Here is an 18,137-nt window from a genome sequence, read left to right on the forward strand (position 1 = left end):
CGCCAATTAGCATAAAATCCCCCGCCATTTGCACGACCGAGGATACTCAAGGATGTCTTTTCGCCGGATGTTTCATCACAAAAAGGGTGTACTGCCGGGCGTAGTGCCGAGTCTGATCGCCGCATTGCTGCTGCCAGGCATGGCTCACGCCTTCGACCCTTTTGTCGTGCGGGATATCCGCGTAGAGGGGATCCAGCGCACCGACGCCGGCACCGTCTTCGGTTATCTGCCGGTCAAGGTGGGCGAGAAATTCACCGAGGAAGAAGCCACCGAGGCGATCCGCCGCCTGTATGGCACCGGCTTTTTCACCGACGTGCAGATCCAGACCGACAATAATGTCGTGGTCGTGGTGGTGCAGGAACGCCCGACGATCGCATCCGTGAATTTCAACGGCATGCGCGAATTCGATTCCAAGGCCATTACCAAATCGCTGGGGCAGGTTGGGTTTGCCGAAGGCCGTATTTTCGACCGCTCGATGCTCGAGCGTGCCGAATACGAACTCAAGCAGCAATACCTGTCCAAGGGCAAGTATGGTGTGGAAGTGACCTCCACCGTCACGCCGCTGCCGCGCAACCGCGTCGGCGTCAGCTTCGACGTGTTCGAAGGCTCGGTCGCCCGCATCCAGGAAATCCGCTTCGTCGGCAACAAGGCCTTCTCCGAAAGCGACCTGCTCGACGAATTCAAGCTGACTACGCCGGGCTGGCTGACCTGGTACACCGATACCGACAAGTACTCGCGCGAAAAGCTCGAGGGCGACCTCGAACGCCTGCGTTCGTTCTACCTGGACCGCGGCTACCTCGAATTCACGGTCGAGCCGCCCCAGGTGACGATCTCGCCGGACCGCAAGGACATCCGCATCACCATCACGGTCCACGAAGGCGAGCCGTACAAGGTGCGCAGCGTCAAGCTGGCCGGCAACCTGATCGGCCTGGACAAGGAAATCAACGACCTGGTCAAGATCAAGCCGGACGAAACCTTCTCGGCGGCCAAGGCCAACGACTCGGCCAAGGCGATCACCGACTACCTGGGCGAACTGGGCTACGCGTTCGCCAACGTCAACCCCAACCCGCAGCTGGACCGCGCCAAGCACGAGGCCGACCTGACGTTCTACGTCGACCCGAGCCGCCGCGTGTACGTGCGCCGCATCCAGATCGGTGGCAACACCCGCACGCGCGACGAAGTCGTGCGCCGCGAAATGCGCCAGCAGGAAGCCGCCTGGTACGACGCCAAGGACATCAAGACCTCGCGCGACCGCGTCGACCGCCTGGGCTACTTCAGCGACGTCAACGTCAAGACCGATCCGGTGCCGGGTTCGCCCGACCAGGTCGACGTTAACGTCGACGTGAAGGAAAAGCCCACCGGCATGATCAACCTGGGTGTGGGTTACGGTTCGTCCGAAAAAGCGATCCTGTCGGCCGGCATCAGCGAAGACAACGTGTTCGGCAGCGGCACCAACCTGACGCTGCAGTTGAACACCAGCAAGACCAACCGCGCGATCGTGCTGTCGCACACCGATCCGTATTGGACCAAGGACGGCATCAGCCGCACCACGTCCGCCTATTACCGCGTGACCGAGCCCTGGAACAACAACGACGGCGACTACCGCGTCAAGTCGATGGGCCTGGGCATGAACTTCGGCGTGCCGATCTCGGAATACGACCGGATCTTCCTGGGCGCCAACATCGAGCGCAACCAGATCGACCTGTTCTCGAACTCGCCGCTCGCCTATCGCAATTTCGTCGACCAGTACGGCGACGCGACCAACTCGGTGATCTTCACCGCCGGCTGGTCCAACGACACCCGCGACAGCGCGCTGGCGCCGACCAAGGGTTCGTACACCCGCCTGAAGAGCGACTTCTCGACGGTCGACCTGAAGTACTACATGCTCACCGGCCAGCAGCAGTACTTCATCCCCTTGGGCAACTCGTACACCCTGGCGCTGAACGGCATGGTCGATTGGGGCCAGAGCTACGGCGGCAAGGACTACCCGATCATCAAGGACGTGTACGCCGGTGGTATCGGCACGGTGCGCGGCTACGAGGGTTCGTCGCTGGGTCCGCGCGACTCGGTCACGGGCGACTACCTGGGTGGTTCGCGCCGCATCGTCGCCAACGCCCAGTTGTACCTGCCGTTCCCGGGCGCATCCAAGGATCGCACGCTGCGCTGGTTCATCTTCAGCGATGCGGGCCAGGTCAGCGCCGGCAGCGGCCTGTCGTGCACCAACGGCAAGCCGGGCAGCGAGGTCGAGGATCCCTGCGGCTGGCGTTTCTCGGCCGGTATCGGCCTGTCGTGGCAGTCGCCGATGGGGCCGCTGCAACTGTCGTATGCCCGTCCTCTCAATTCCAAGCCGGGCGACGACAAGCAGAGCTTCCAGTTCCAGATCGGGACCGGGTTCTGATCGGCGTTACGCTTGAAAACAAGGGAGGGGCCCGCCGGCCCGGCCCTTTTGCCGTTTAGTGGCACAATACACACTTTGGCTTTGCCTTACTGGAAGGTGAGATTTTCATGATGTCTGACTTCGCACTTAAATCATCGAATTCGCTGCGCGCCACGCGCCGTGGCAAGCTGGGCGGCTCCATTGCCCTGGTGGGTGCGCTCATTCTCGGTTCCGTTGCGGCGGTGCCCGCTCAGGCTCAGAACACCAAGATCGGCTTCGTCAATACCGAGCGGATCCTGCGTGAGTCCGGTCCGGCCAAGACGGCGCAAAGCAAGATCGAAGCCGAATTCAAGAAGCGCGACGACGAGCTGCAGCGCCTGAACACCAGCCTGCGCTCGCAAGCCGAAAAGTTCGACAAGGACGCGCCGGTGCTGTCGGAATCCGACCGCGTCAAGCGCCAGCGTGAACTGTCCAACCTGGATACGGACCTGCAGCGCAAGCGCCGTGAATTCCAGGAAGACTTCAACCGCCGCCGCAACGAAGAGTTTTCCAGCATCGTGACGAAGGCCAACGAGGCCATCAAGCGCATCGCCGAGCAGGAAAACTACGACCTGATCATCCAGGACGCCGTGACGGTCAACCCGCGCATCGACATCACCGACAAGGTGATCCAGAGCCTGGGCAAGTAAGCTGCAGTCGCCGTATGCCGGTTCTACTGGATCTTGCCCGCGCGCCGACGCTTGAAGCGCTGTTGAGCGCCGCCAATACCCAGGGCATGGACTGGCGCATCAGCGTGCCGGCCGGCGCCAATCCCTTGCGGGTCCGCGGCATCGGCACGCTGGCGTCGGCCAGCGGCCAGGAAATCAGCTTCCTGGCCAATCCCAAATACCAGAGCCAGCTTGCCGCCACCCAGGCGGGGGCGGTGATCGTCTCGGCCGACGTGGCCGAGGCGCTGGAGGCCGCCGGCGCCGACCGGCCGCGTTTCGCGCTGGTCGTGTGCAAGCATCCCTATCTGCTGTACGCCCGGGTGGCGCAGTGGTTCGACGCCGCGCGGCGTCCGGCCTTGCCGGCCGCCACGCACCCCTCGGCGGTGGTCGCGGCTGACGCGCACATCGAAGACGACGTGCGTATCGGTCCGAATTGCGTTATCGAGTCGGGAGCGCGGATCGGCCGCGGCAGCGTGCTGGGCGCAGGCTGCGTGATTGGCGCCGGATCGTCGATCGGTCCCGACAGCCGCCTGCATGCCCACGTCACGTTGTACGAGGGCGTCAAGGTCGGCGCGCGCGCCATCATCCACAGTGGCGTGGTGCTGGGCGCGGACGGTTTCGGCTTCGCGCCGGACCCGTCGCTGGGGCAGGGGGCCTGGGGCAAGATCCCGCAGCTGGGCGGGGTGTCGGTGGGGGACGACGTCGAAATCGGCGCCAACACCACCATCGACCGCGGCGCGCTCGAAGACACCACGGTGGCCGACGGCGTCAAGCTCGACAACCAGATCATGGTGGGTCACAACGTGCGCATTGGCAAGTACACCGCGATCGCGGCTTGCGTGGGCGTTGCCGGATCCACCACGATCGGCGAGCGTTGCACCATCGGCGGCGCGGCGATGCTCTCGGGGCACCTGACCCTGGCCGATGACGTGCATATTTCAGGCGGCACCGCGGTGACGTCGAATATTTCCAAACCTGGACGCTATACCGGGGTGTACCCGTATGCGGATCACGGTGAATGGCAGCGCAACGCCGCCGTGATACAACAGTTGGCGCAGTTGCGCCGCCGCGTGCGGACGCTGGAAAAAGACTAGGGCGCATCCTCGCTGCCCTGGGCGCGTCCGGCGCCGCAAGATTTATCTCATTTCGCAGGAATTCACAGAAAAATGGAACTCGACATCAAGGGGATCATGGAGAGGCTGCCGCATCGTTACCCGATGCTGCTGATTGATCGCGTCGTCGAAATGGTGCCTGGCAAGTCCATCGTCGCCATCAAGAATGTCTCGATCAATGAACCGTTTTTCAACGGCCACTTTCCCCACCACCCGGTGATGCCGGGCGTGCTCATCGTGGAAGCCATGGCGCAGGCCTCGGCGCTGTTCTCGTTCACCGACGAAAACGGCGGCCTGAAGTGCGAAGGCGCCAAGACGGCGTACTACCTGGTGGGCATCGACGGCGCGCGTTTCCGCCGTCCCGTGGTGCCGGGCGACCAGTTGCGCATCGAAGTCGAAGCCGAACGCCTGAGCCGCAGCATCTGTAAATACCAAGCGCGCGCCACCGTGGACGGTCAGGAAGTGGCGTCGGCCAAGCTCATGTGCGCGATCCGCAGCCTGGAAGAGTAAATGGCAGGAAACATCCATCCTACCGCCGTCGTCGATCCGGCGGCGAAAATCGACCCCAGCGTGGTCATCGGCGCCTTTTGCGTCGTGGGACCCGATGTGACGATCGGCGCCGGCACCGAGCTTGGCCCGTATTGCATGGTCGATGGTGTGACCACCATCGGGCGCGACAACCGGTTCTACCGGTATTGCTCGATCGGCGGCATGCCGCAGGACAAGAAGTACAACGGTGAGCCGACCCGACTGGTGATCGGCGACCGTAACACGGTGCGCGAGTTCGTCACGCTCAACACCGGCACGGTGCAGGATGGGGGCGCCACCACGCTGGGCGACGACAATTGGATCATGGCCTATGTGCACGTGGCGCACGATTGCCACGTGGGCAGCCACACCATCCTGGCCAATTCCGTGCAGCTGGGCGGCCACGTCCACGTGGGCGACTGGGCCATCGTCGGCGGCCTGACCGGCGTGCACCAGTTCTCGCGTATCGGCGCGCACAGCATGACGGGCGGCAACAGCTCGCTGATGCAGGATACGCCGCCGTTCGTGCTGGCCGCGGGCAATCCCTGCCGTCCGGTGGGAGTCAACGTCGAGGGCCTCAAGCGCCGCGGCTTCACGCCGGCGCAGGTATCGGCGCTGCGCGACGCGTACAAGATCATCTATCGCCGCGGCCTGTCGCTGGACGCCGCGCGCGCCGAGCTGCGCGCGCGCCAGCAGGCCGAACCGGAAGTCGCCGAGCACCTGCAGACGCTGCTGGATTTCCTCGACGTCGCTTCGCGCGGCATCATCCGTCCATGAACATGCGGATCGGCATGGTGGCTGGCGAGCCCTCGGGCGATCTGCTGGCCGGCCGCATCATTGCCGGTCTGCAGGAACGCGCCCCGGGCGTCCTGTGCGAAGGCATCGGCGGCCCGCAGATGCAGGCCCGCGATTTCGATACCTGGCATCCGATGCATGCGTTGACGGTGTTCGGCTACGTCGATGCACTCAAGCGCCTGCCCAGCCTGCTGCGCACCTACCGCGACGTATCGCGGCGCTGGCTGGCCGAGCCGCCGTCGGTATTCGTCGGCATCGACGCGCCCGATTTCAACCTGCGCCTGGAGCACCAGCTGCGCCAGGCCGGCACGCCCACCGTGCATTTCGTCGGGCCGTCGATCTGGGCATGGCGCTACGACCGCATCCACAAGATCCGCGATTCGGTGTCGCACATGCTGGTGCTGTTCCCGTTCGAGGAAGAGATCTACCGCAAGGAAGGCATTCCGGTCACCTATGTCGGCCATCCGCTGGCCGGCGCGGTGCCGATGCAGCCGGACCGCGCGGCGGCGCGCGCGCGGCTGGGCATCGATCAGGACGCGCGCGTGCTGGCGATCCTGCCGGGTAGCCGTTCGTCCGAGATTCGCCTGCTGGCGCCGCGCTTCCTGCAGGCCGCGCAGATGCTGCAGAAGCGCGATCCGGCGCTGCAATGCGTGGTGCCGATGGTCAATGACCAGCGCCGTGCCGAATTCCAGGCGATCCTGGCCAAGTATCCCGTGCCGGGGTTGCGCTGCGTGACCGCGCAGGACCTGCATGGCGAAGGCGGCGAACGCCAGGCCCCGGTGGCGTGGTCGGTGATGGAAGCCAGCACCGCGGTGCTGGTGGCCAGCGGTACCGCCACCCTCGAGACGGCGCTGTACAAGCGCCCCATGGTGATCTCGTATGTGCTGTCGCCGCTGATGCGGCGCATCATGGCGTGGAAATCGGGGCAGGAACGGCCCTACCTGCCGTGGGTCGGCCTGCCCAACGTGCTGCTGCGCGATTTCGCGGTGCCGGAACTGTTGCAGGACGACGCCACGCCGGAAAAGCTGGCCGAAGCCACCTGGACGGCGTTGACCGACGAGGACCTGGCGGCCCGCATCGAAGCCCGCTTCACGGCGCTGCACCAGGAACTGCTGCGTGATACGCCGGCGCTGGCGGCCCAGGCGATCCTGGAGGTGGCGGGTGGAGCAGCCTGACCTGTTTGCCGCGCCGGCCCAGCCGGCCTTGGTGACGGCCGGTGTGGACGAGGCGGGCCGCGGTCCCCTGGCCGGCGCCGTGTATGCCGCCGCGGTGATCCTGGATCCGGCCCGGCCCATCGATGGACTGGCCGATTCCAAGGTGCTCAAGGCCGCCACCCGCGAGGCGTTGGCGCTGGAGATCCAGGCGCACGCGCTGGCCTGGTGCGTGGCCAGCGCCAGCGTGGCCGAGATCGACAGCCTGAACATCCTGCGCGCCACCCTGTTGGCCATGCGCCGCGCCGTCGAGGGGCTTTCGCTGGCGCCCCAGCTGGCGCTGGTGGATGGCAACCAGGCGCCCAAGCTGGGCTGCACGGTGCAGACCGTGATCAAGGGCGACGCCCTGGTGCCCGCCATTTCGGCCGCCTCCATCCTGGCCAAGACCGCGCGCGACGCCGACCTGCTGCGCCTGCATTCGCTGTATCCGCAGTACGCGTTCGACCAGCACAAGGGCTACGGCACCGCCTTGCACCTGCAGATGCTGCGCGAACACGGCCCCTGCGCCGAGCACCGCCGCAGTTTCGCGCCCATCAAGGCCTTTGGCCTGGTCCCATGAAGCACATCAGTTCCCGCGACAATCCCGCGGTCAAGGCGCTGGTCAAGCTTGCCGGCACCGCCGGCAAGCGCGGCGCGCCCGTGCTGCTGGACGGCGTGCACCTGTGCCAGGCCTGGCTGCAGCATCATGGCGCGCCGGACCAGGCCATCTTCGACGTCGAACGGCTGGCCCAGCCCGATATCGCGGCGCTGGCGGCCGCCGTGCCGGACGCCCGCTGCCTGGCGCTGGATGCGCGTCTGATGCAGGCGCTCGCCAGTGTCGAAAGCGGGCAGGGCGTTGCCTTCGTGGTGACGCCGCCGCCCTTGTCCCTGCCCGCCGCGGTGGACGAGAATTGCGTGCTGTTCGATCGCATCCAGGATCCCGGCAATGTCGGCACCTTGCTGCGCACCTGCGCCGCGGCCGGCATCAAACGCGTGTTCCTGGCCACCGGCACCGCGGCCGCCTGGTCGCCCAAGGTGCTGCGCAGCGGCCAGGGGGCGCATTTCGCGCTGGCGATCCACGAGCACGTGGACCTGTCGGCCCTGCTGCCCGCGCTGGGGGTGCCGCTGGTGGCAACCGCCCTGGAAGGCGCGCAGGACCTCTATGCGGGACGCCTGCCCGCGCGCTGCGCCTGGGTCTTCGGCCATGAGGGCCAGGGCGTCGCCGCCCAGTTGCTCGCGGCGGCGCGGCTCAAGCTGCGCATTCCCCATGACATGGCCGCGGTCGAGTCGCTGAATGTCGGCGCCGCCGCCGCCATCTGCCTGTTCGAGCAGCGCCGCCAGGCGCTCGCAGACGCGGCCCGCTGATTCTGCATTGGTGCGTGTCTGACCCGCCAGGCGGGCGCCGGGCCGGCATATACTCGACGCTTTGCCGCTCCCTAGGTGTTCCATGGCGTCATTGCCGGTCGCTCATTCCCTGACAGGCCGCGCCACGCGCGCGCGCTGCCAGTCATTGCTTGCCGCCTGCCTGTGCGCGCTGGCGCTGGGCGGATGCGCCTCGGGCAAGCCGCAACGGGTCAGCCTGGTGCCGGTCGACATGACCGAATCGGCCGGCCGGCTGCAACTGTCGCGCGAGGTGGTGGCGAAGCTGCCCAATGACGCCGCCGTGACGCTGCCTTCCGGCTCGCAATGGCGGCGGGCCGGCGCCATCGTGCAAGGCGACGTGTTCCGGCCGCTGGGCGGTCCGTTCGCGATTGCCTTGCCGCGGCACACGGAGGCCTATCTGGTGGCTTCTTCGGGCAAGCTGGTGGGCTTCTACCTGCCGGTCGACAGCAGTTACATCGAACTGTCCCGTCCCGTCGTCCTGCCCGGGGCGGTGCGACAGTGACGGATGGGCGCGCCAACGGCGCGCCCTGATCGTTTTCAGCCGCGGTCCAGTCCGACTTCCTGCAGCACCGTGGTCGAGATCTCCTCGATCGACTTGGTGGTGGTGGACAGCCAGGAGATACCCTCGCGGCGCATCATGCGCTCGGCCTCGGCCACTTCATAGCGGCACTGCTCCAGCTGCGCGTAGCGGCTGTTGGGACGGCGTTCGTTGCGCACCTCGGCCAGACGCTCGGGCTGGATCGACAGGCCGAACAGCTTGGCGCGGTGCGGCGCGATGGTCGAGGGCAGGGTGCCGCGCTCGAAATCGTCCGGCGTCAGGGGGAAGTTGGCGGCCTTGATGGCGTACTGCATGGCCAGGTACAGGCTGGTCGGGGTCTTGCCGCAGCGCGACACGCCCACCAGGATGACGTCGGCCTGGTCGAGCTGGTTGACGAACTGGCCGTCGTCGTGCGCCAGGCTGAAGTTGATGGCGTCGATCCGGTTGCGGTACTTTTCGGAATTGGCCTGCATGTGCGAGCGGCCGATGGAATGGCTGGATTTCAGTCCCAGCGCCTGCTCGATGTGGCTGACGAAGGTGCCGAACAGGTCCAGGAAAATTCCGTTCGCCTGGCGAACACGCGCCAGGATGTCGGGATTGACCAGGGTGCTGAAGACGATCGGCGGGACGCCGGCTTCCTGGGCGCTGCGGTCGACGCGCATGGCCACTTCGGCGGCTTTTTCCAGCGTGTCGACAAACGGCAGCCGCACGGGCTTGAAATCGACTTCCTCGAACTGGGAAAGCACCGACTGGCTGAAGGTTTCCGCAGTGATGCCGGTACTGTCGGAAACGATGTATACCGTGCGTACGATCGGGGTAGATGTCATATGTAAAAATTCCAACCAGGCGGATGGCCGGATGTGCTCCTCCGAGTACAATCAGGCCCCTATAAGTCACCCCAAGGGCGGTCCAAGGCCAGTTTGGTCAGCGCAGGCGGATCGGCGAAATCCGGGCGGTAAGCCGGCGTCGAATCTGCATTGACCAAACTCGCTTTCATTCCATTGTAAAAGGTGACTTCAATGTCGTACGTTGTTTTGTTCGAGCAGCTCCGCATGACGGACGTGGACTCGGTAGGAGGCAAGAACGCATCACTAGGCGAAATGATCAGCCAGTTGTCTGGCGCGGGTGTCCGCGTGCCGGGCGGCTTTGCCACGACCGCTGACGCCTTCCGCGACTTCCTCAAGGCCTCGGGCCTGGACAAGCGCATCGCCGAACGCCTGACCACCCTGAACCCCGAAGACGTGCGCGAGCTGGCCAACGCCGGCGCGCAGATCCGTCAATGGATCGTCGAAGCGCCGTTCTCGGCCGAATTCGAAGCGCAGATCCGCGACGCCTTCGCCAAGCTCGACGCCGATGGCAAGGGCTCGTTCGCGGTGCGCTCGTCCGCCACCGCCGAAGACCTGCCCGACGCCTCGTTCGCCGGCCAGCAGGAAACCTTCCTGAACGTGGTCGGCATCGACGACGTGCTGGACAAGATCCGCCACGTGTTCGCCTCGCTCTACAACGACCGCGCCATCTCCTACCGCGTGCACAAGGGCTATGCCCACGCCGATGTGGCCCTGTCGGCCGGCATCCAGCGCATGGTGCGTTCGGACAAGGGCAGCGCCGGCGTGATGTTCACCATCGACACCGAATCGGGCTTCCAGGACGTGGTGTTCATCACCTCGTCGTACGGCCTGGGCGAAACGGTGGTGCAGGGCGCCGTCAACCCCGACGAGTTCTACGTCTTCAAGCCCACGCTGGCCCAGGGCCATTTCCCCATCGTCGGCCGCCGCATCGGTTCCAAGCTGATCAAGATGGAATTCGACCCCGAGCGTCCGGAAGGCCGCGCCGTGCGCACGGTCGACGTGCCGGTGTCCGAGCGCAACCGCTACTCGCTGACCGACGACGAGGTCAATGAGCTGGCGCGCTACGCCGTCATCATCGAGAAGCACTATGGCCGCCCGATGGACATCGAGTGGGGCCGCGACGGCGTCGACGGCAAGATCTACATCCTGCAGGCGCGCCCGGAAACGGTGAAGTCGCAGCAGGGCGCCAACGACGTGCAGCAGCGCTACCGCCTGAAGGCCACCGGCCAGGTCCTGATCACCGGCCGCGCCATTGGCCAGAAGATCGGCTCGGGCCCGGTGCGCGTGGTGGGCGACATCTCCGACATGGACAAGGTGCAGCCCGGCGACGTGCTGGTCACCGACATGACCGACCCCAACTGGGAACCCGTCATGAAGCGCGCCTCGGCGATCGTGACCAACCGTGGCGGCCGTACCTGCCACGCGGCCATCATCGCGCGCGAACTCGGCATTCCGGCCGTGGTGGGCTGCGGCAACGCCACCGACCTGCTCAAGGAAGGCCAGGCCGTGACCGTGTCGTGCGCCGAGGGCGACGAAGGCCGCATCTATGACGGCCTGATCGAGACCGAGGTCGAGGAAGTGCGCCGTGGCGAGATGCCCGCCATCGACCTGAAGATCATGATGAACGTGGGCAACCCCCAGCTGGCGTTCGACTTCGCCCAGATCCCCAACGGCGGCGTCGGCCTGGCGCGCCTGGAATTCATCATCAACAACAACATCGGCATCCACCCGAAGGCGGTGCTGGACTACCCGAACGTCGACGGCGAGCTGAAGAAGGCCGTGGAATCGGCCGCCCGCGGCCATGCCAGCCCGCGCGCCTTCTTCGTCGAGAAGATGGCCGAAGGCGTGGCCACCATCGCGGCGGCCTTCTACCCGAAGCCCGTGATCGTGCGCATGTCGGACTTCAAGTCCAACGAGTACCGCAAGCTGGTCGGCGGTTCGCGCTACGAGCCCGAGGAAGAGAACCCCATGCTGGGCTTCCGCGGCGCCTCGCGCTACATCGCCGACGACTTCGCCGAGTGCTTCCGCATGGAATGCGAAGCGCTCAAGAAGGTGCGCGATGAAATGGGCCTGACCAACGTCGAAATCATGGTGCCGTTCGTGCGCACCCTGGGCCAGGCGGAAAAGGTGGTCAACCTGCTCGCCAAGCACGGCCTGGCGCGCGGCGAGAACGGCCTGAAGCTGATCATGATGTGCGAAGTGCCCTCCAACGCCATCCTGGCCGACGAGTTCCTGCAGTACTTCGACGGCTTCTCGATCGGTTCGAACGACATGACCCAGCTGACCCTGGGCCTGGACCGCGACTCCGGCATGGAACTGCTGGCGGCCGATTTCGACGAACGCGACGACGCCGTGAAGTTCATGCTGCGCCGCGCGATCAAGGCTTGCCTGGCGGCCAACAAGTACGTCGGCATCTGCGGCCAGGGCCCCAGCGATCACCCGGATTTCGCGCAGTGGCTCAAGGACGAAGGCATCCTGTCGATGTCGCTGAACCCGGACACCGTGGTCGACACCTGGCAGCGCCTGGCGAAGCAGTAAGTCGCCCGCGTCCATGCAAAAAGCCCGCGCCAGGGATGGCGCGGGCTTTTTTTCGGGCCGCCGCGATGGCGGCGGGCGGGGCGCGGCGGGCCTGGAGGCGGTGTCAGGCCGCCTTGGCCTCGCGCTCGATCAGTTCGCGCTTGCGTTCGATGCCCCAGCGATAGCCGGCCAGCGAGCCGTCGGTGCGCACCACGCGGTGGCAGGGGATGGCCAGCGCGATGTTGTTGGTCGCACAGGCCCGCGCCACCGCGCGCACCGAACGCGGCGAGCCGATGCGTTCGGCGATGTCGGTGTAGGTGGCGGTGGTGCCGACGGGGATCTCGCGCAGCGCTTCCCAGACGCGGCGCTGGAACGCGGTGCCACGCACGTCCAGCGGCAGATGCAGGCCTACCGACGGGTTTTCGACGAAACCGACCACCGCGGCCATCCATTGCTCGAATTCGCGGTCGGCGCCGATCAGCCGGGCGGCCTTGAAGCGGTCCTGCAGGTTGCGCACCAGCTGTTCGGGATCCTCGTGCAATGCGATTTCGCAGATGCCGGTGTCGCTGGCCGCGACCAGCAGCGCGCCGAGCGCGCACTGGCCCACGGCGAAGCGGATCTCGACGCCTTCGCCGTCCTTGCGGAAGGCGGTGGGCGTCATGCCGAGGATGGCGGGGGCGGCTTCGTAGAAGCGGCCACTGGAATTGAAGCCGGCGCCGTACATGGCGTCGGTGACGCTGGCGCTCTGGCGCAGCTGCTGGCGGGCGCGGTCGGCGCGCAACGCGTTGGCGTAGGCCTTGGGCGTGATGCCGGTGGCCGCTTTGAAGATGCGGTGGAAGTGGAAGCGGCTCATGCCGGCCTGTTCGGCCAGGGTGTTCAGGTCGGGCGGCTGTTCGGCCTCCAGCGCCCGGCAGGCGCGTTCGACGGCGGCGGCGTGCTGTTTGCTCAGGGGGGCGGCGTGGGTCATGTCTGGCTCCTGGGGCGCGCAGGTTCGCGCGCTTTCGGCAATGTTCTCAGGGACCGGCCGCCGCCGCACTCCGGTTTTTGCCCGGCGCGCGCCTCAGGCGGGCGCGTAGGCGTCCAGGAAGCGCCGCACCAGGTCGCCGGACACCGGGGTGGCGCGCACGTTGGCCGACAGGCCCGGCACGTCGAGGTTTTCGGCGGCGTAGCGGCGGCCGAAGCGCTCCAGGTGGGCGCGCACGAAATCCGGGCCGAATTCGGGGTGGAACTGGGTCGAGAAAATATTGCGGCCGATGCGGATCATCTGGTGCGCGTCGAGGTCGGAACGCGCCAGCACGGCGGCGCCGGGCGGCGGCTGCAGCACGGTCTGCGCGTGCAGCATCTGGGCCGGGAAGGTGGGCGGCAGGCCGGCCAGCAGCTTGTCGCCGGCGGCCGCGGGCAGCAGTTCGACCGTCTGGGTGCCGACTTCGCGGCCGGCGGGGTTGTAGCCGACCTTGCCGCCCATGGCATGGGCCAGCAGCTGGTGGCCGTAGCAGATGCCGAACATGGGCAGGCCCGCGGCGGCGGCCTCGCGCAGCCAGGCGGCGGTGTCTTCGCTCCAGGGTTCCAGGTCGGTGACCATGGCCGGGGAGCCGGTGATCAGGGCGGCGCGGTATTGGTCCGGGGCGCGCGGACGCTGGCCCGCGTGCACCGCGACGACTTCGAGGTCGTCCGGCGCCAGGCCCGAGGCCCGCGCCAGTTGTTCGGCATAGCCGCCGAACTGGCTCTTGAGCGTGTCGTCCGGGTCTCCCGTGTGCAGGATGAGGACGGGACGGACGGGGGATGTTGCAGCGGTCATGGGGTATGTGCGTTGAAAATGCCGGGCGCCGCGACCGGGTCGGACGGGATGCCAGGGCACATCATAATCCAGGGCGATTGTCCGAGGCGCGGGCCGGGTGTCACCGCTGCGTCATGGAAATACGTACAATCCGCTGAACGACTCATCCTTTCAGGTAAAACTCAACTATGTGGATCTGGCTTGGGCTTGCCGCGCTGGCGCTCATCGGCGAACTGGCGACGGGAACGTTCTATCTGCTGCTGGTGGCGCTCGGCCTGGCCGCCGGCGGCATCGCCGCGTGGTTGCTGGCGGGCCTGGAATGGCAACTGGTCGCTTGCGGCGCGGTGCTGCTGCTGGGCCTGCTGGTCCTGCGCAAGACGCGCGTGCTGAAAAAACGCGAGGTCGATGCGGCCAGCAATGCCGACGTCAACCTGGACATCGGCCAGACGGTCAACGTCGAGGCCTGGGCCGACAACGGCACGGCACGCGTCTGGTACCGCGGCGCGCACTGGCAGGCCGAGCTGGCGGCCGGTCAGCCGGCCCATGGCGGCGAACACACGATTACCGAACTGCGCGGCACGCGCCTGGTCCTGACGCCCAAGGGCGGCGCGGCCGGCGCCCCGCGCTGACAAAAGGGGAAGCGGACTTCGCATTCCCCGCGCAGGACCCGGCCCGGTGGTACGCGGGCCGGCCGCAGCAGGCGCCCTGGCTCTCGCGGGCAGGCGCGTCACCGCATTCACCCAGAAGAGGCACTACACCATGATGGACACTTCCACTATCGTCCTGCTCGTCATCGTCGCGCTGGCGATCCTGATCGTCATCAAGGCGATCGCCATCGTTCCCCAGCAGCACGCCTGGGTGGTCGAGCGGCTGGGCAAGTTCGACCGCGTGCTGTCGCCGGGCGCCGGTTTCGTGATCCCGTTCATCGAGCGCGTGTCGTACAAGCATTCGCTCAAGGAAATCCCGCTGGACGTGCCGAGCCAGGTCTGCATCACGCGCGACAACACCCAGTTGCAGGTGGACGGCGTGCTGTACTTCCAGGTGACCGACCCGATGCGCGCGTCCTACGGTTCGTCCAACTACATTTCGGCCATCACGCAGCTGGCGCAGACCACGCTGCGCTCGGTGATCGGCAAGATGGAACTGGACCGCACCTTCGAGGAACGCGACGCCATCAACAGCACCATCGTGTCGTCGCTGGATGAGGCGGCGCTGAACTGGGGCGTGAAGGTGCTGCGCTACGAAATCAAGGACCTGACGCCGCCCAACGAGATCCTGCGCTCGATGCAGGCGCAGATCACCGCCGAACGCGAGAAGCGCGCGCTGATCGCGGCTTCGGAAGGCCGCCGCCAGGAGCAGATCAACATCGCCACGGGCGAACGTGAAGCCGCCATCGCCCGCTCCGAAGGCGAGAAGCAGGCGCAGATCAACCAGGCCCAGGGCGAGGCCGCGGCGGTGCTGGCGATCGCCGAGGCCACCGCCAAGGCCATCACCCAGGTGGCCGACGCGGTGCGCCAGCCGGGCGGCATGGAAGCGGTCAACCTGAAGGTGGCCGAGCGCTACGTCGAGGCCTTCGGCAACGTGGCCAAGGAAGGCAACACGCTGATTCTGCCGGCCAACCTGTCGGATGTGGGCGGCATGATCGCCTCGGCCATGACCATCGTCAAATCCACCCGCAACAGCTGAACCGCGCGCCGCAAGGCGCACCGCCCATGATCGCTCCCGTGCATTTGCTGTCGATCGCAGTACTGACGGGAGTGCTGTCGCTGTGCGTGCTGGGGTCACTGGCGCGCAGCGGCATGGCCGGCATCCGCGAGACCATACGCGCCAACCTGCTCACGCTGTTGGCGTTTTTTCTGTTCGGGCTGCAGGCCACCGAGGCGCCGCGCTGGGCTTCGATCCTCCTGCCCAATATGCTGATCAGCCTGGCGTTGTGCGCCTATTACACGGGCGTGCGGCGCCTGCTGGGGCAACGGGTGCCGAGGCGCCTGATGGGCGTGGCATGCGCCGCGGCCTGGCTGGCGCTGGTGGGATACACCTACCTGGACAGCCAGGTGGCGCCGCGCATCGTCGCCATGTCGACGTTGCAGATGGGCTTCATGTTTGCCGTGGCGGTGGCGGTGGCGCGCGGTGTGCCGGCCAACCGCTCACGCTACAGCTATTACTTCGTCTGGTCGGTGGCGATGATCTCGGGCCTGACCTGCGCGTTGCGTTCGATACTGTTCGCGACGGGCGTGGCGCAGGCCGACTTCCTGTTGCAACCAACCACCTGGAACATCGTGTTCATGACGCTGGGCGTGCTGGCGATGCCGTGCCTGACGCTGGGCACCATCATGATCATCCACGACCGTATGCTGGCCGATCGCGAGCACGAGGCCAGCACCGATTTCCTGACCGGGCTGATGTCGCGCAAGGCCTGGTGGCTGCAGGCCGAACGCTATTGCGCCCAGGCGCTGCGCACGCGGCGGCCGCTGTCGCTGCTGTTGCTGGACATCGATCATTTCAAGCGCATCAACGACACCCACGGGCACGCCGCCGGCGACGCCGTGCTGCGCCATTTCGGCCTGCTGGCAACGGCCACGCTGCGCACCGGCGATCACCTGGGCCGGGTGGGGGGCGAGGAATTCAGCGTGCTGTTCGCCGACATGCGCAGCGACGCGGTGCTGGAGGTGGCGCAACGGCTGCTGGATTCGGTGCGGCGCACGCCCTGCGCCCACGGCGGCAGTACCATTGCGTATACCTTCAGTGCCGGGGTGGTGGACTGGTTGCCGGGCGAGAACCTGCAGGCGTTCTTCGAGCGCGCCGACCGCATGCTGTACGCGGCCAAGCAGGCCGGACGCAATCGCGTGCTGGGGCCGGGCATGCACCAGGCCGAGCGCGCGCCGCTGCCGGTGGCCGCCTGACCTGGCGTTGCGCCCGGCGGGGCGGCGTGGCGATACGGTTCAGCTGTCCTTGCGCGAGGCGCGCGTATCGTGCTTCATGATGCGTTCTTTCTCGCGTTGCCAGTCTTTCTCGCGCGCCGTGTCGCGCTTGTCGAACAGCTTCTTGCCGCGCCCCAGCGCGAAATCCAGCTTGATGCGGCCGTTCTTGTAGTGCAGGTTGAGCGGCACCAGCGTGTAGCCGCGCTGCTCGACCTTGCCGATCAGCTTGCTGATTTCCTCGGCCTTGAGCAGCAGCTTGCGCGTGCGCATGGCGTCGGGGTGGATGTGGGTGGAAGCGGTGGGCAGGGGGCTGACGTGCATGCCCAGCAGGAACAGTTCGCCATCGCGCACGATGACGTAGCTTTCCTTGAGCTGCACGCGGCCGTCGCGGATCGCCTTGACCTCCCAGCCCTGGAGAACCAGGCCGGCTTCGTAGCGGTCTTCGATGAAGTAGTCGTGCGTGGCCTTGCGGTTATCGATAATGCTCATCTTGTGGGGCCCAATATGCCCGTTTGTTCTTCGTTTGTGCCCGTTTGCGCCCCGGATGGCGCGGTGCCGGTAAAATCCTATCATTCTAGCCATTTGCGATAGTCGATGCACAAAGTACAGCGATCCGTCCTGGTGCCCTACAGCGCCGCCCAGATGTTCGACCTGGTGGCCGACGTGGAGAAGTACCCCGAGTTCATGCCGTGGTGCGGCGGCGCCGAGGTGCAGACGCGCGACGAGCACGGCATGCAGGCGTCCATCCTGATCAGCTTCGCGGGCATGAAGCAGCGCTTCACCACGCGCAACCGGCACGTCTACCCCGACCGCATCGACCTGGAACTGGTCGACGGGCCTTTTTCCAGCCTGGTGGGGCACTGGGAGTTCCAGCCGCTGGCCGAGGACGCCTGCAAGGTGCTGTTCACCATGGAATACGCGTTCTCCAACCGGGCGCTGGAAATGGTGGTGGGGCCGGTGTTCAACCGCATCGCCACCAGTTTCATCGATTCCTTCACCAAGCGCGCGCAGGCCAAGTATGGGGAATGAGGCGTGCGCGGACGGGCGGATCGCGGTGTCGGTCTGCTATGCCTTGCCAGCCCAGGTCTGGCTGCGCGAACTGCGCTTGCCGGCGGGCGCGACGGTGGCCGACGCCCTGCGCGAGAGCGGCTTTGCCCAGGCCTTCCCGGTGGTCCAGCCGTGGGAGCGGGGCGTGGGCGTGTTCGGCCGCGTGGTCGAGGCCGGCACGCCGCTGCGTGACGGCGACCGGGTCGAGATCTATCGCGGGCTGAGCTTCGATCCCAAGGAATCGCGGCGCCGCCGCGCCGAGCACCGCCGCGCCAGGACCGCCCGCAACGGGCGAGTGCGCCCGGCCGGGCTGCTGTAGCCAGCGCGACGGGGCGGCCGTGCCCGGCGGCGGCAGGTCGACGCCGCCACATTGTCATCAATAGGACAAATCGCGCCG

19 protein-coding genes are annotated in these 18,137 nt (G+C 66.6%); 15 read left to right on the forward strand and 4 right to left on the reverse strand.

Going from position 1 to position 18,137, the window contains the following annotated elements; genetic code table 11:
- Positions 1 to 52 precede the first annotated feature (52 nt).
- From bamA to AT699_RS12390, 9 genes are all read left to right on the forward strand, one after another.
- Positions 53 to 2,398 (forward strand): outer membrane protein assembly factor BamA, encoded by a 2,346-nt coding sequence (gene bamA / locus AT699_RS12350; RefSeq protein WP_054443497.1) that lies wholly within the window; start codon positions 53 to 55, stop codon positions 2,396 to 2,398.
- Positions 2,399 to 2,505: 107 nt separating this feature from the next.
- Positions 2,506 to 3,066, forward strand: a complete 561-nt coding sequence (locus AT699_RS12355; RefSeq protein WP_024068647.1) for an OmpH/Skp family outer membrane protein — start codon at positions 2,506 to 2,508, stop codon at positions 3,064 to 3,066.
- A 14-nt stretch (positions 3,067 to 3,080) separates the two neighbouring features.
- Positions 3,081 to 4,178, forward strand: a complete 1,098-nt coding sequence (lpxD, locus tag AT699_RS12360) for a UDP-3-O-(3-hydroxymyristoyl)glucosamine N-acyltransferase (protein ID WP_024068648.1) — start codon at positions 3,081 to 3,083, stop codon at positions 4,176 to 4,178.
- A 72-nt stretch (positions 4,179 to 4,250) separates the two neighbouring features.
- Positions 4,251 to 4,706: a 3-hydroxyacyl-ACP dehydratase FabZ gene (gene fabZ, locus AT699_RS12365; RefSeq protein WP_006385190.1), complete on the forward strand. Its 456-nt coding sequence runs from the start codon at positions 4,251 to 4,253 to the stop codon at positions 4,704 to 4,706.
- Positions 4,707 to 5,501 carry an acyl-ACP--UDP-N-acetylglucosamine O-acyltransferase gene (gene lpxA / locus AT699_RS12370; protein WP_006385189.1) on the forward strand — a complete coding sequence of 265 codons (795 nt, stop codon included), beginning with the start codon at positions 4,707 to 4,709 and terminating at the stop codon, positions 5,499 to 5,501. It begins immediately after the preceding gene.
- Positions 5,498 to 6,694, forward strand: a complete 1,197-nt coding sequence (lpxB, locus tag AT699_RS12375) for a lipid-A-disaccharide synthase (RefSeq protein ID WP_024068649.1) — start codon at positions 5,498 to 5,500, stop codon at positions 6,692 to 6,694. Before lpxA ends, lpxB begins: the two co-directional genes overlap by 4 nt.
- The gene (gene rnhB, locus AT699_RS12380; RefSeq protein ID WP_006385187.1) at positions 6,681 to 7,289 is read left to right on the forward strand and encodes a ribonuclease HII; all 609 of its coding nucleotides are present in this window, start codon (positions 6,681 to 6,683) and stop codon (positions 7,287 to 7,289) included. The genes lpxB and rnhB overlap by 14 nt, the downstream gene beginning before the upstream one ends.
- Positions 7,286 to 8,074, forward strand: a complete 789-nt coding sequence (locus AT699_RS12385; RefSeq protein ID WP_024068650.1) for a TrmH family RNA methyltransferase — start codon at positions 7,286 to 7,288, stop codon at positions 8,072 to 8,074. Before rnhB ends, AT699_RS12385 begins: the two co-directional genes overlap by 4 nt.
- A gap of 82 nt (positions 8,075 to 8,156) precedes the next feature.
- A complete protein-coding gene (locus tag AT699_RS12390; RefSeq protein WP_024068651.1) occupies positions 8,157 to 8,594 on the forward strand; it encodes a hypothetical protein in 438 nt (145 codons plus the stop codon).
- Between the two features lie 35 nt (positions 8,595 to 8,629).
- Here the strand turns inward: AT699_RS12390 and ppsR are convergent, their stop codons facing one another.
- On the reverse strand, positions 8,630 to 9,457 hold the full coding sequence (gene ppsR, locus AT699_RS12395; RefSeq protein WP_024068652.1) for a posphoenolpyruvate synthetase regulatory kinase/phosphorylase PpsR: 828 nt from the start codon (positions 9,455 to 9,457) through the stop codon (positions 8,630 to 8,632).
- Between the two features lie 192 nt (positions 9,458 to 9,649).
- On the opposite strand from ppsR, the gene ppsA reads away from it, so the two are divergent.
- Entirely contained in the window at positions 9,650 to 12,016 is a 2,367-nt protein-coding gene (ppsA, locus tag AT699_RS12400; RefSeq protein ID WP_024068653.1) for a phosphoenolpyruvate synthase, read from the forward strand.
- Positions 12,017 to 12,119: 103 nt separating this feature from the next.
- Here ppsA and AT699_RS12405 read toward each other — a convergent pair whose 3' ends face one another.
- Positions 12,120 to 12,962: a bifunctional transcriptional activator/DNA repair enzyme AdaA gene (locus AT699_RS12405; protein ID WP_024068654.1), complete on the reverse strand. Its 843-nt coding sequence runs from the start codon at positions 12,960 to 12,962 to the stop codon at positions 12,120 to 12,122.
- Between the two features lie 93 nt (positions 12,963 to 13,055).
- On the reverse strand, positions 13,056 to 13,793 hold the full coding sequence (locus AT699_RS12410; RefSeq protein WP_024068655.1) for a glutamine amidotransferase: 738 nt from the start codon (positions 13,791 to 13,793) through the stop codon (positions 13,056 to 13,058).
- A 167-nt stretch (positions 13,794 to 13,960) separates the two neighbouring features.
- On the opposite strand from AT699_RS12410, the gene AT699_RS12415 reads away from it, so the two are divergent.
- The 3 genes from AT699_RS12415 (at position 13,961) to AT699_RS12425 (ending at position 16,675) form a co-directional block, all read left to right on the forward strand.
- Positions 13,961 to 14,401 (forward strand): NfeD family protein, encoded by a 441-nt coding sequence (locus AT699_RS12415; RefSeq protein WP_006385180.1) that lies wholly within the window; start codon positions 13,961 to 13,963, stop codon positions 14,399 to 14,401.
- 130 nt (positions 14,402 to 14,531) lie between these two features.
- A complete protein-coding gene (locus tag AT699_RS12420) occupies positions 14,532 to 15,458 on the forward strand; it encodes an SPFH domain-containing protein (RefSeq protein WP_006385179.1) in 927 nt (308 codons plus the stop codon).
- Between the two features lie 26 nt (positions 15,459 to 15,484).
- Positions 15,485 to 16,675: a GGDEF domain-containing protein gene (locus AT699_RS12425; RefSeq protein ID WP_006385178.1), complete on the forward strand. Its 1,191-nt coding sequence runs from the start codon at positions 15,485 to 15,487 to the stop codon at positions 16,673 to 16,675.
- A gap of 39 nt (positions 16,676 to 16,714) precedes the next feature.
- Here the strand turns inward: AT699_RS12425 and smpB are convergent, their stop codons facing one another.
- Positions 16,715 to 17,182 carry an SsrA-binding protein SmpB gene (gene smpB, locus AT699_RS12430; RefSeq protein ID WP_006385177.1) on the reverse strand — a complete coding sequence of 156 codons (468 nt, stop codon included), beginning with the start codon at positions 17,180 to 17,182 and terminating at the stop codon, positions 16,715 to 16,717.
- Positions 17,183 to 17,287: 105 nt separating this feature from the next.
- On the opposite strand from smpB, the gene AT699_RS12435 reads away from it, so the two are divergent.
- Positions 17,288 to 17,722, forward strand: coding sequence for a type II toxin-antitoxin system RatA family toxin (locus AT699_RS12435; protein ID WP_006385176.1), 435 nt, complete (start codon positions 17,288 to 17,290; stop codon positions 17,720 to 17,722).
- A complete protein-coding gene (locus tag AT699_RS12440; protein ID WP_020927387.1) occupies positions 17,712 to 18,059 on the forward strand; it encodes an RnfH family protein in 348 nt (115 codons plus the stop codon). Before AT699_RS12435 ends, AT699_RS12440 begins: the two co-directional genes overlap by 11 nt.
- Positions 18,060 to 18,137 lie beyond the last annotated feature (78 nt).

Origin of the sequence: Achromobacter xylosoxidans, assembly GCF_001457475.1 — a bacterium.
In the GTDB taxonomy this organism is placed as follows: Bacteria; Pseudomonadota; Gammaproteobacteria; order Burkholderiales; family Burkholderiaceae_B; genus Achromobacter; species Achromobacter xylosoxidans.

Coding starts and splice junctions, on each gene's coding strand:
- AT699_RS12410 (WP_024068655.1), bottom strand. CDS start 13,793: ATGACCGCTGCAACATCCCCCGTCCGTCCCGTCCTCATCCTGCACACG.
- AT699_RS12385 (WP_024068650.1), top strand. CDS start 7,286: ATGAAGCACATCAGTTCCCGCGACAATCCCGCGGTCAAGGCGCTGGTC.
- lpxD (WP_024068648.1), top strand. CDS start 3,081: ATGCCGGTTCTACTGGATCTTGCCCGCGCGCCGACGCTTGAAGCGCTG.
- ppsR (WP_024068652.1), bottom strand. CDS start 9,457: ATGACATCTACCCCGATCGTACGCACGGTATACATCGTTTCCGACAGT.
- AT699_RS12435 (WP_006385176.1), top strand. CDS start 17,288: ATGCACAAAGTACAGCGATCCGTCCTGGTGCCCTACAGCGCCGCCCAG.
- smpB (WP_006385177.1), bottom strand. CDS start 17,182: ATGAGCATTATCGATAACCGCAAGGCCACGCACGACTACTTCATCGAA.
- AT699_RS12415 (WP_006385180.1), top strand. CDS start 13,961: ATGTGGATCTGGCTTGGGCTTGCCGCGCTGGCGCTCATCGGCGAACTG.
- fabZ (WP_006385190.1), top strand. CDS start 4,251: ATGGAACTCGACATCAAGGGGATCATGGAGAGGCTGCCGCATCGTTAC.
- ppsA (WP_024068653.1), top strand. CDS start 9,650: ATGTCGTACGTTGTTTTGTTCGAGCAGCTCCGCATGACGGACGTGGAC.
- AT699_RS12420 (WP_006385179.1), top strand. CDS start 14,532: ATGATGGACACTTCCACTATCGTCCTGCTCGTCATCGTCGCGCTGGCG.
- lpxB (WP_024068649.1), top strand. CDS start 5,498: ATGAACATGCGGATCGGCATGGTGGCTGGCGAGCCCTCGGGCGATCTG.
- bamA (WP_054443497.1), top strand. CDS start 53: ATGTCTTTTCGCCGGATGTTTCATCACAAAAAGGGTGTACTGCCGGGC.
- AT699_RS12425 (WP_006385178.1), top strand. CDS start 15,485: ATGATCGCTCCCGTGCATTTGCTGTCGATCGCAGTACTGACGGGAGTG.
- AT699_RS12390 (WP_024068651.1), top strand. CDS start 8,157: ATGGCGTCATTGCCGGTCGCTCATTCCCTGACAGGCCGCGCCACGCGC.
- AT699_RS12405 (WP_024068654.1), bottom strand. CDS start 12,962: ATGACCCACGCCGCCCCCCTGAGCAAACAGCACGCCGCCGCCGTCGAA.
- lpxA (WP_006385189.1), top strand. CDS start 4,707: ATGGCAGGAAACATCCATCCTACCGCCGTCGTCGATCCGGCGGCGAAA.
- AT699_RS12440 (WP_020927387.1), top strand. CDS start 17,712: ATGGGGAATGAGGCGTGCGCGGACGGGCGGATCGCGGTGTCGGTCTGC.
- AT699_RS12355 (WP_024068647.1), top strand. CDS start 2,506: ATGATGTCTGACTTCGCACTTAAATCATCGAATTCGCTGCGCGCCACG.